Origin of the sequence: Polaribacter septentrionalilitoris (assembly GCF_009832745.1) — a bacterium.
Taxonomy (GTDB): domain Bacteria; phylum Bacteroidota; class Bacteroidia; order Flavobacteriales; family Flavobacteriaceae; genus Polaribacter; species Polaribacter septentrionalilitoris.
Window position 1 is genome coordinate 14,639 of record NZ_VRMJ01000033.1, and the last position, 12,522, is coordinate 27,160.

The 12,522-nt window shown below is 33.1% G+C and carries 10 protein-coding genes; 1 reads left to right on the forward strand and 9 read right to left on the reverse strand.

What is annotated here, in order from left to right; genetic code table 11:
- Positions 1–16: 16 nt before the first annotated feature.
- The 8 genes from FP421_RS07395 to FP421_RS07430 all read right to left on the reverse strand — a co-directional run bounded on the left by FP421_RS07395 (position 17) and on the right by FP421_RS07430 (position 11,364).
- A complete protein-coding gene (locus FP421_RS07395) occupies positions 17–1,798 on the reverse strand; it encodes a cytochrome c oxidase subunit I (RefSeq protein WP_159949165.1) in 1,782 nt (593 codons plus the stop codon).
- A 36-nt stretch (positions 1,799–1,834) separates the two neighbouring features.
- Positions 1,835–2,839 (reverse strand): cytochrome c oxidase subunit II, encoded by a 1,005-nt coding sequence (locus FP421_RS07400; protein WP_159949167.1) that lies wholly within the window; start codon positions 2,837–2,839, stop codon positions 1,835–1,837.
- Between the two features lie 36 nt (positions 2,840–2,875).
- Positions 2,876–4,333 (reverse strand): quinol:cytochrome C oxidoreductase, encoded by a 1,458-nt coding sequence (locus FP421_RS07405; protein ID WP_159949169.1) that lies wholly within the window; start codon positions 4,331–4,333, stop codon positions 2,876–2,878.
- A gap of 26 nt (positions 4,334–4,359) precedes the next feature.
- Positions 4,360–4,911: a c-type cytochrome gene (locus tag FP421_RS07410; RefSeq protein WP_201288811.1), complete on the reverse strand. Its 552-nt coding sequence runs from the start codon at positions 4,909–4,911 to the stop codon at positions 4,360–4,362.
- Positions 4,912–4,921: 10 nt separating this feature from the next.
- Positions 4,922–5,449, reverse strand: coding sequence for a DUF3341 domain-containing protein (locus tag FP421_RS07415; protein ID WP_159949171.1), 528 nt, complete (start codon positions 5,447–5,449; stop codon positions 4,922–4,924).
- Positions 5,450–5,451: 2 nt separating this feature from the next.
- Positions 5,452–6,906 (reverse strand): NrfD/PsrC family molybdoenzyme membrane anchor subunit, encoded by a 1,455-nt coding sequence (gene nrfD, locus FP421_RS07420; protein ID WP_159949173.1) that lies wholly within the window; start codon positions 6,904–6,906, stop codon positions 5,452–5,454.
- Between the two features lie 21 nt (positions 6,907–6,927).
- Positions 6,928–9,993, reverse strand: coding sequence for a TAT-variant-translocated molybdopterin oxidoreductase (locus FP421_RS07425; RefSeq protein WP_159949183.1), 3,066 nt, complete (start codon positions 9,991–9,993; stop codon positions 6,928–6,930).
- A 63-nt stretch (positions 9,994–10,056) separates the two neighbouring features.
- Positions 10,057–11,364: a cytochrome c3 family protein gene (locus FP421_RS07430; protein ID WP_159949185.1), complete on the reverse strand. Its 1,308-nt coding sequence runs from the start codon at positions 11,362–11,364 to the stop codon at positions 10,057–10,059.
- A gap of 192 nt (positions 11,365–11,556) precedes the next feature.
- On the opposite strand from FP421_RS07430, the gene FP421_RS07435 reads away from it, so the two are divergent.
- Positions 11,557–11,925 (forward strand): SPOR domain-containing protein, encoded by a 369-nt coding sequence (locus FP421_RS07435; protein ID WP_159949187.1) that lies wholly within the window; start codon positions 11,557–11,559, stop codon positions 11,923–11,925.
- Here the strand turns inward: FP421_RS07435 and FP421_RS07440 are convergent, their stop codons facing one another.
- Positions 11,926–12,492, reverse strand: a complete 567-nt coding sequence (locus FP421_RS07440; protein WP_159949189.1) for a DUF2911 domain-containing protein — start codon at positions 12,490–12,492, stop codon at positions 11,926–11,928. It abuts the gene before it with no gap.
- Positions 12,493–12,522 lie beyond the last annotated feature (30 nt).

The window sequence follows — 12,522 nt, forward strand, 5'->3', positions numbered from 1 at the left end:
TAATAAGTTTTTTTACTTATGATGGTTCTTCGCCATCTAATAAAGGTGTTGTTTGCAACACAAAATCATCTCCATGTAGATAGTCACTTTCATCATCATTAGAATCAACTTTTTTACTGTAGTCGTATGCCCATCTATGAACTTCAGGAATTTTTCCTGGCCAGTTTCCATGGATATGCTCTACTGGAGTTGTCCATTCTAATGTATTCGATTTCCAAGGGTTTTGCGATGATTTTTCTCCTCTGTAAATAGAGATAAAGAAGTTAGCAATAAATATTATTTGTGCAAGACCTCCAGCAATCGCAAATAAGGTAATTACAACGTTAATATCGGCTAAATCATCAAACATTGGAAAGTTTGTATTTGTATAGTATCTTCTTGGTAAACCTGCTAAACCTATAAAGTGCATTGGCCAAAACACACCGTATGCACAAATAATTGTAATCCAGAAGTGCCAATATCCTAAGGTTTTATTCATTAATTTACCGTACATTTTAGGAAACCAGTGGTAAATACCAGCAAACATTCCAAATAGAGCAGAAACTCCCATTACTAAGTGAAAGTGTGCTACAACAAAGTATGTATCATGAACATTAATATCTAAAGCAGAGTCTCCTAAAACCAATCCTGTTAAACCTCCTGTTACGAATGTAGAAACTAATCCGATAGAGAATAACATTGCAGGATTTAATTGTAGATTTCCTTTCCAAAGTGTGGTTACATAATTAAATGCTTTAACCGCAGAAGGAATCGCAATTAATAATGTTGTGAATGTAAATACTGATCCTAAGAATGGATTCATACCAGATATAAACATGTGGTGACCCCAAACAATTGTAGATAAAAATGCAATTGCCATAATAGAACCAATCATTGCTCTATAACCAAAAATTGGTTTTCTTGAGTTTGTAGAGATTACTTCTGAAGTGATCCCTAAAGCTGGTAATAAAATAATATATACCTCTGGGTGACCTAAGAACCAGAATAAGTGTTCAAATAATACTGGTGACCCACCTTGATAATGTAATACTTCACCAGAAATAAATATATCTGATAGATAAAATGAAGTTCCGAAACTTCTATCAAATATTAATAATAATGCTGCTGATAATAATACTGGAAATGAAATTACACCAATAATTGCTGTAATAAAGAATGCCCACATTGTTAATGGCAATCTTGTCATTTTCATTCCTTTTGTTCTTAAATTGAAAATAGTAACGATATAGTTTAACGAACCAATTAAAGAAGAAGCAATAAAGATAGCCATAGAAACTAACCAAAGTGTCATACCTGCTCCTGAACCAGGAATTGCTTGTGGTAAAGCACTTAAGGGTGGATAAATTGTCCATCCTGCAGATGCTGGTCCTGCCTCAACAAATAATGAAATTACCATTATTATTGAAGATAAGAAGAACAACCAATAAGAAACCATGTTCAAGAAACCTGATGCCATATCTCTTGCCCCAATCTGTAAAGGAATTAGTAAGTTAGAAAATGTACCACTCAACCCTGCTGTTAGTACAAAAAACACCATGATGGTTCCGTGGATTGTTACTAATGCTAAATACATATCAGGATTCATTACTCCATCTGTTTGGTGTGGTCCTAAAAATGCTTCAATAATAGAAAACGACTTTTCTGGCCATGCCAATTGCAAACGGAATAACATTGACATGAATACTCCAATGATTCCCATAATCATACCAGTTATTAAAAACTGTTTAGAAATCATTTTATGATCTTGACTAAAAATATATTTTGTTACAAATGTTTCTTTATGATGATGTTCTGACATAATCTTATATTATTTGTAGTTTTTTCTTTAAAATTATTATTTAATAACTGATGCTAATGTTGGTTGCTCTGCAATCCATTTTTCATACTCATCTGGTTCTACAACAGTGATTTTCATTTGCATGTTGTAATGGGATGCTCCACAGATTTTGTTACAAAGCAATAAATAATCAAACACATAAGGATCTTCTCCTTTGGCTTTTCTTATTTTATTAATTCCTATGGTTTTTTCAATTACTTCTGGTTGTTGTCTCATTTCTTCAGTAGTATACTTTGGTGTAAAGCCAAACTCAGTTACCATACCTGGAACGCAATTCATCTGTGCTCTAAAGTGAGGCATATATGCAGAGTGCAATACATCTTGAGAACGGAATTTAAAATGTATTTTCCTACCTTTTGGTAAGTACAATTCTGTAACTTGCTTATCATCTTGAGAGTTTCTATCAGTCATGTCAACTCCCATAGTGTTAATTCCTTTAATGTAATTTACATTACCTAGACCTAACGTGTTATCTTCACCAGCATAACGTGCATCCCATCTAAATTGTTGAGAATAAACTTCAATGACAATAGCATCATCATCAGATAAATCCATAATGTTATTCCACTGCCATAACCCGTAACCTATCAAAAGTACTAAAACAATTGCTGGAGTAACTGTCCAGATAAACTCTAATTTATGACTATCTGCATAAAATTTTGCTTTATTTTCTTTGTTTCCTCTATACTTAAATGTAAAATAGAAAATCAAAAATTGCATGATAAATTGAACAACACCAATTAACCAAAAAGTGATGTTAAAAAGGTTATCATCATGTTCACCTTCAATAGATGCAGATTCTGGTAACATAATAACATTCATTGCAATTAAGCAATATACCATCATTATGTATAAAAAAACCAAAAAGAGTAGGGCATTTTTACCTTGTTTTTTGTTGTCTTTGTCTGTGGCAATAGAACCTCTAAAATTTAGAATTCTAGTTACTTGCCAAAAACTTACACCGATTGCAACACCTATAAAAATATAAAATAGAGCTAGCATATTTATCTCGTCTTAATTATTTAATTCAATTATTTATTAATGATGACCTGATGATTCACCTCTGTGTTCGATATTGTAATAATGGAAATGTTCGCTTTCTTCTAAGTATGGATTTCCTTTAGGAATTGGATTAGCTTTTGCAAATGAGCTGAATGTTGCATATATAAAAATTCCTATGAAGAACAACAAACCTCCTAATTCAGGAATTCCAAATCCCCATTGAGCACCTACAGTTCCAGGCATTACCATTACAAAAATATCTATATAATGACCTGCAAGAATTACTAAACCTCCTATGATAACAAACCAAGGAATACTTTTGAAATCACTATTTAACAACAATAATACTGGAAAAGCAAAATTCATTACTACCATAGCTAAAAAAGGTAGTTTGTATTCGTTAAACCTTGCTACGAAATATGTTGTTTCTTCAGGAATATCAGCATACCATATTAACATGAACTGAGCAAACCATAAGTATGTCCAGAATACTGAAAAACCGAACATGAATTTAGCTAAATCGTGAATATGACTATCGTTTACAGATGGTAAAACTCCTTTAGAACGCAAATAAATTGTTACAAATGCTATAACAGTTAAAGCACTAACTAATAAACTTGCTAAAACATACCAACCAAATAATGTTGAAAACCAGTGTGGGTCAATTCCCATTATCCAATCCCAAGACATCATAGATTCAGTAATCATAAATATAAAAATAAAAACTACTGAAGTATTATAGTTGAATTTAAACATTTTTCCACCGTCATTAGCAGTGTCTTCTTTTATTGAATTTTTTCTAATCAACCATCTATAGGCATTCCAAAGTATCAAATAAATAACACTTCTTATAGCCCAACCTGGTACATTTATCCACCATGATTTACCATCTACAATTGGATCATAATTTTCATGACCTGGTGTAAAAACTCCTTCTGCCATCCATGGGAACATATGGTTCCAATGCATTACAGCCGCAACAACAACCAATAACATAATAATAGAGGTTGGTACTAAGTTTGCTGTAATTGCTTCCATTACTCTAAATAAAACAATTGACCAACCTGATTGTGCTACTCTTTGAGCTGCATAAAATGCCAATACTAATAAAGATATTCCTAAGAAGAAAAATAAAGCGACATACACAGCAGACCAAGGTCTATTTTGCATTTGATGGAAAACATGTTCTGCATGTTCATCTCCATGATGATCTCCATGAGCATCTTCAGTATCTGCATGATGTTCGTCAGAATTATGATGTTCATTTCCTTCTTGTGCGTGTGTATCTTTAACGGCTCCCTTATGGTGGTCATTGGATTTTACATCATCATGAGAAGCACCATGAGCATCTCCATGAGACGCTTGATGAGCCATTATTTCTTTTGCTTCTTCTACAGTTTTTGGTGCTGATAAAAAGCCGTAAGCAATTCCTAATGCACCTATCAAAATAAGTGCGAAAGAGAACATTTTTAATTTACCTGAGAATTGATACATATCTTTAGTATTCTATCTTTTTGTAATTATTTTAATAAGTCAACACGTAATTGTTGTACATACTGTACTACTTGCCAACGTTCTTTGTAAGTTAATTGAGATGAATGAGAGCCCATTAAGTTTTTTCCATGCATTAATACGTGGTAAATACTTCCTTCTGTTAAATCTCTATCTTTATAATTAGGTATTCCTAAGAATTTTTCAGCTTCAACTAGATATCCATTTCCTGCTCCTTTTTTACCGTGACAAGAAATACAATAAATGTCGTACATTTTTTTTCCATTCTCTAAATTCTGTTCAGATACTTCTAAAGGATTTTTTAAAGTGGCTTTAGCCAATTCATAACCATCATTAGTATCAGGAATATCGTAAGCTGGATGACCTCCTCTTGGAATTGTACCAGCAACTGGTTTAATATTGGCACGAGTACCTGGCTCAATACCACTTTCCGCATTAGGATTGTAAGGTACAGACTCATACATATCTGGCATATATTGAACCTGAGGTGTTCTTTTGTTATTACAAGAAATGATACTTGCAAAAACTACTAAAGCAATAATTAATTTAAAATTCTTCATTATCTATATATTAGTGCTTGTCTACTACATTAATTTCTACAGCGCCTGTCTTTGTTAATAATGATGTTAACTCTTTAACATCACCATGAACAGGAATTTCCATTAAAAAATGATCATCTGTAGTTCTTGGGTCTGGATTTTCTGCTTCTTTAAACGGCCAAATTCTACTTCTCATGTAAAACGTAATAACCATTAAATGGGCTGCAAAAAATACAGTTAATTCAAACATAATTGGCACAAATGCTGGCATATTATCGAACCAAGAAAAACTTGGTTTACCACCAATATCTTGTGGCCAATCTTGAATCATCATATAATTCGTCATCCAAATAGCAACAGACAAACCTGTAATTCCATACATAAATGCAGTAATTGCTAATCGTGTTGGTGCTAATCCCATGGCTTTATCTAATCCATGAACTGGAAATGGACAAAATACTTCTTCTATGTGATGACCTTCTGCTTTAACAGCCTTAACTGCATCTAATACAATTTCGTCATCGTTATAAAATGCGTGAATAACTTTTGATGATTCCATAATTATTCTTTATCTTTTTTATCTGATGTACCTTCTGTTGCAACTACATTAATAGCTGGTTTAGTTGGTATACCTTGTTCTCTTCTCTTCTTGTAAAATTCACCAGAAGATTTTAATATTGTTTTCACTTCCGCTTGTGCAATAACAGGGAAAGTTCTTGCGTATAATAAGAATAATACGAAAAAGAATCCTATTGTTCCTATAAAGATACCAACATCTACAAATGTAGGTTCAAAACGCCACCATGTTGATGGTAAGTGACCTTTACTTAATACAATTGCAATAATATCAAAGCGCTCAAACCACATACCAATATTAATAAATATTGAAATGATGAATGACCATATAAAACTTCTTCTAATTTTCTTAAACCATAACAACTGAGGCGTTAAAATATTAAAGAATAATAACGAATAGAATGCCCAAGCATAAGGACCTGTTGCAGCACCAACTGATAAGTAGGTGTAATTTTCATAAGGTGATCCTGTATACCAAGCAATAAAGAATTCAGTTGCATAAGCTACTGCTACAATACCACCAGTTAAGATGATTACAATGTTCATATATTCTACGTGTAAACGTGTAATATACTCTTCCATGTTAGTCACTTTTCTCATAATACCTAATAACGTTTGTACCATTGCAAATCCTGAAAAGATTGCTCCAGCAACGAAATAAGGTGGAAAAATTGTTGAGTGCCATCCTGGATTGATAGATGTAGCAAAGTCCATAGATACAATTGTGTGTACAGAAAGTACTAATGGAGTTGCTAAACCTGCAAGTACCAAAGAAACTTCTTCAAAACGTTGCCAATCTTTAGCTCTACCAGACCAACCAAAACTTAATAATGCATAAATTTTCTTTTGGAAAGGTTTTACAGCTCTGTCACGAATCATTGCAAAATCTGGTAATAAACCTGTCCACCAGAATACTAATGACACAGATAAATAAGTAGAGATTGCAAATACATCCCATAATAAAGGTGAGTTAAAGTTTACCCACAAAGATCCAAACTGGTTAGGTATTGGTAATACCCAATATCCATTCCAAGGACGTCCCATGTGAATAATTGGAAACAATCCTGCTTGAAAAACGGCAAAAATTGTCATGGCTTCTGCAGAACGGTTAATTGCCATTCTCCATTTTTGACGGAATAATAAAAGTACTGCAGAAATTAATGTTCCTGCGTGACCAATACCTACCCACCAAACAAAGTTTGTGATATCCCAAGCCCATCCAATGTTCTTGCTTAATCCCCAAACTCCAATACCAGTTCCAACTGTGTAAAAGATACATCCAAATCCCCAAAGCATTGCTGCTAAAGAAATATAAAATGCCATGTACCAATTCTTATTTGCCTTACCTTCTATAGGTTTTGCAATGTCTTCGGTAATATCGTGATAACTTTTATCACCTAATACTAAAGGTTCCCTTATGGGTGCTTCGTAATGAGACATATTCTATATCTTAATTTTTAATTACGCTTCGTTTGTGTTTTTTATTTTCACTTGGTAGATTACATTTGGTTTTGTCTGTAAGTAATCTAACACGTTGTAAGCTCTTTTATCTTCTGCTAAAGCAGCTACTTCATCTTTCTTGTTATTCACATCACCAAACACCATAGCTCCTGTTGTACATGCTGATGAACAAGCTGTTTCAAACTCATCTGTATTTACAGCTCTACCTTCTTTCTTCGCTTTTAGAATTGTTGCTTGTGTCATTTGAATACACATAGAACATTTCTCCATAACTCCTCTAGAACGAACAACTACGTCTGGGTTTAACACCATTTTACCGTATTCGTTATTCATATTAAAGTCAAACTCGTTATTATTTGCATAATTAAACCAGTTAAAACGACGAACTCTATATGGACAGTTGTTTGCACAATATCTTGTACCCACACATCTATTATATGCCATTTGATTTTGCCCTTGACGACCATGAGATGTTGCTGCAACTGGACAAACCGTTTCACATGGAGCATGGTTACAGTGCTGACACATCATTGGTTGAAAAGTTACTTCAGGATTTTCTGCTTCAGTTTCTAAAGCTTCATAAGTTTCTCCTCTGCTTAATCCTAATTCTTTTGCTTCTTCTCTTGTTTCTACTTCAGAAGAATAATACCTATCAATACGCAACCAGTGCATATCTCTACCAACTCTTACTTCATTTTTACCTACAACTGGCACATTGTTTTCTGCATGACAAGCTACAACACAAGCACCACAACCAGTACATGAAGTTAAATCTATAGACAAATTAAAGTGATGCCCAACTTCTCTGTTGTGCTCATCCCATAAATCGATAGTATTTGCTTCTACTTCATTATGATCATAAGATACATAAGCTGGCTTGTTCCAACCATGATGATGATCTTTAGGATCTACAGTTTTGTATTCTTTTAAAGAAGCTACCTTTAATATATCATGACGCCCAGCAATTGTTTTTTGTACTTGTGTACAAGCAAATTTATGGGTTCCAGACGCTTTTTCTATAGTGACTCCGTATTGAATATTATTAGAGTTAGTGTATAATGGATAAGCATTTACACCTACTTGCATTTCTTCTTTTAAACCAAAAGTTCTTCCATATCCTAAAGATAAACCTACAGAACCTTTAGCTTGTCCTGGTTGCACCATTACAGGAACAGTAACAGAAACTCCGTTCACAGAAACCTTAGCGTAATCACCATCAATGGCACCATTATCTTTTACAGGATTTGAGAAACCTAATGCCTTAGCATCTGCCATAGACATTGTTAAATAGTTATCCCATGAAGCTCTTGTAATTGGATCAGGGAATTCTTGTAACCAAGGGTTGTTTGCTTGCTTACCATCACCTAGACCTGTTTTGGTATATAAATTCAGTTCGAAATCTGATGGATTTACTGATCTCTTTAACAATAATGCTACATCTGATATAGAAATATCTCTTGGTGTAACAACATTATCTACTACAGTATCTACTGAAGCAGTGTAAAATCCATTATGTAAAGCAGTATTCCAAGAAGCATCTTTTAATATTTCTGAAGACCAAAATGCTTTTATATAATTGTAATATTTTGTATCGTTTCCAGACCATTTTAACAATACATCTTGAAGTTGTCGTGTATTGAACAATGGTTGAATAGTTGGCTGCATTAAACCATAATTTCCTTGAGTAAAGTGTGTATCACCCCAAGACTCTAAGAAATGTGATGCTGGCAAAGCATAAGTTGATGCATTGACAGTTTCATTATTCTCTGTTGAAATTGCCACACTTAATGCTAAAGATTTTATTGCTTCTGCAAAAACAGAAGAATTAGCATGCGTGTAAATAGGATCTACATTATATGTAATTAGTCCTGAAACATTTCCTGATTTTAAATCTGAAACTAATTTCTCTACTTGCTCATCACTTCCTTGACGGATATTTAAAGAGTTGTTTATTCCTAAAATTTCACTTCCTAAAGCTCTATTGATTGCTAAAGATATTAATTGAGCATTAATATCATTAACACCAGTCATAACAACACCTTTAGAACCAGATTTTTTTAGTTCTTTAGCTAGTTGTTTGATTTCAGCGTCTATTGGTGTAGCATTAGAAGGAACACTTACTCCTGTAATTTCTTTGTATAAATTGATTAAAGCAAATACTACATCAGAAGGTTTTGCAACAATACGTTTGTCTGCATTTGCTCCTGTAAGAGACATGTTACTTTCTACCTGAACATGGTAAGACATGTGTCCTGTTTCTGGTTTTCTACCATCAATATACTGCTTTTCAAAACCACCATGAAAATCTCCAAGAAAGTCAGCTCCAAAAGAAACAATAGTTTTGGCTTTATCTAAATGGTAATTTGGCAATGCACGTTGGCCATACATTGCTTCAAATGCGTCTGCAGCACCAGATTCTGAAACTGCATCATACACAACATGTTTTACATTTGGATATGTTGCTAGAAACTCATCTACAATTTTACTTGTTGATGGACTTGCCATAGTTCCTGTTAATAATACAACAGGCTGATCCGCTTCTTTAAGCTCATTTAATTTTGCTCCAATCTCTTTATCTGCATCTGCCCAAGAGATTTCTTCTCCTCCTTTAGTAGGATTCTGTAAACGTAATTTCTCATCATATAAAGAAAGAACAGCTGCTTGCACTCTTGCACTAGTTGTTCCGTTTGCTTCTTTATTCGGCATAATTTGTATTGGACGACCTTCGCGTGTTTTAACCAACACATTTGCAAAATCATAACCATCTGCCATAGATGTTGCATACCAATCTGCAACCCCTGGAATTACATCATTTGGCTTTACAACATAAGGAATAGATTTTCTTACTGGTCCTTCACAAGCAGCTAAAGAAGCTGCCGCTGTTGTGAATCCTACATATTTCAAGAAATCTCTACGGGAAGTAGAGGTATTCTCTAACGTTTCTTTATCACCTAAAAACTGATCTGTTGGAATTTCTTCTACAAACTCGTTTTTACTCAACGTTTCAACAATAGAACTATCTTTTAGTTCCTCAACACTTTTCCAGTATTTTTTGTTTGAAGCCATTTATTTATAGTTATTAGTTTTTAGTTTTTAGCTGTACTGTTACTTAAAACTATTTTCTTTTTATTAATAGTGACACTTACCACACTCTAATCCACCTAACTGAGCTGCTGTAACTTTCTCTACACCATACTTCTTTGCTAATTGTTCGTGAATTTTTGCGTAATATTCGTTTCCTTTTAAATCTACTTTTGTCTCTCTGTGACAATCTATACACCAACCCATTGTTAGTGGTGAATGCTGATACAATTCTTCCATCTCCTCTACTGGACCATGACATTTCTGACATTTTACACCTTGAACTGTTACATGTTGAGAGTGATTGAAGTATACAAAATCTGGTAAATTATGAATTCTAACCCACTTTATAGGTTTTGTATCACCTGTATACTCTAAGTTATCTGCATCCCAACCAGCTGCTTTGTATATTTTAGCAATTTCTAAATCTAATTCTTCCTTTCCTAAAACATAACCATCACCCATATCCACAACTGTAGTTTCGGCTACTTCTGAAATATTTTTGTGACAGTTCATACAGATATTTACTGTAGGAATCCCTGAATGCTTACTGTGTTTTGCTGAAGAGTGACAATATTGACAATCAATCTTGTTGTCACCAGCATGAATTTTGTGTGAAAAAGCAATAGGCTGAATTGGTTGATAACCTTGATCAACACCTACTTGAAATATTGTTCCGAACACAACATAAGCACCAATCAACAATAATAATATCGTAGACATCACTTTTAAGAATGTGTTGTTTTTAACACCAACCCATAATTCTTGTAAGTCTCTTCTAATGTTAGATTGTGTTTCTGGCGTAGTATTTCCTTTTAGCTCACTTACTTGTTTTAATAAACTTGCAATCATTAAGAAAGCAACTACTATTGCAGCAGCTAAAATATAAATTAACCATTCTGGTGCAGTTCCTTGAGCACTTCCCCCTCCTGTTGTTGTATTATCAGCAACAACTTCTTTTTTGATTTCTCCAACAGTAGTATAATATAAAATATCATTTATATTTTGATCCGTTAACTGAGGGAAAGCAGTCATGTTAGAACCATTATACTCTTCGAAAATAGCAATTGCATCTTTATCTCCAGAAGCTCTTAGCTCTGCATTATTACGAATCCATGCAATTAACCAATCGTTTTCTCTACGCTCTTCGACACCACCTAAAGCAGGACCTACTAATTTCTTATCAAGTTTGTGACAAGAAGCACATAAAGATTTAAATAATTTCTTTCCTTCTTTTTGACGAGCTTCGTCTATATCTTGAGAAAAAGATGATAAGCTGAACCCAAAAAATAAAAGAATCGTAAAGCCTCTAAGAAGAATTCTGGTTAGTCTATTGTGCAGTGCTACACTTTTCATATTTAAACTTTGTTTAAAAATATCTAATATAAAATGATAAAAGTCATTTTTTTTCGTTCAGCAAAAGTAACACATATTGCCATATTCTAAAATAGTAAAAGAATCTTAAATACTAATTTATAATTATTCTAAATAAATAATTGAGTCAATTTTTTACTAAACTACTCGTTATTTTTGTAGAAAATTATACTCATGAGAAATTACTTTAAAATAGTATTGATATTTTGCTTTTTTTTGGCTTTTTCGTTCAATTCATTTTCACAAAATGAAACCAATGAATCAAAAAAAATAAAGAATTTAATTACCAAAAAAAGAGCTTTTAATAAAAAGTATGGTTTTGGGTACAGAATTCAGTTGTACAATGGTAACGAACAACAAGCTAGGAAACTACGTGAACGTTTTAGAATTGAATTTCCAGGAAATTCTATAAAACTAGTATATAGAGCTCCTGAGTGGAAAGTACAAGTAGGTAATTATAAAACAAAACTAGAAGCAGATAGAGATTTGATAAAATTTAGAGAAGAATTCTCTGGTATTATTGTAATCCCTATGGGTAAATAATTACTCTTTTTTTGATGTAATTTCTTTGATTGGAAGAGAAGCAACAGTGTTTCCCCAACCTAAATACATCATAATTGAATCTTTTTCATCTTCAAAAGTAATAGAAAATGCTTCAATAGTTTTATCAGTCGATGAAACTTGACCATCTACTCTTAAAACATCGTCTTTTTTATCATATGTATAATGCCCCCAAACGTTTCTTACAGTACTTAGTACAAAAGTCCATTTCTCATCACTAGGAATTGTAAACATTGTATACGTACCAGCTTTTACTTTTTTACCTCCAAACAGCACATCTTTAAAAAACGTTATTTCTGGTGCTTCGTTAGCTCCAGTTCTCCAAACCCCTTTATTAGATACTTTTGCTAATGTTGTTAACTCCCTTCCTTTAAGTTGTGGTCTTCCATAAATAATTTTTACCAATTTATCTGAATTTCTCCAATTTTTAGGATACACAGCAGCATCCATAGGACTAACATCTAGTCTTGAAAATTTTTGTGCTAAACCGTCTGATGATGTTATTAAAGTAATTGTAAAAATTACGAGTGATAAAATTGATTTTTTCATTTTTAGTAAAGTTTTATTAAGGATCTGTAA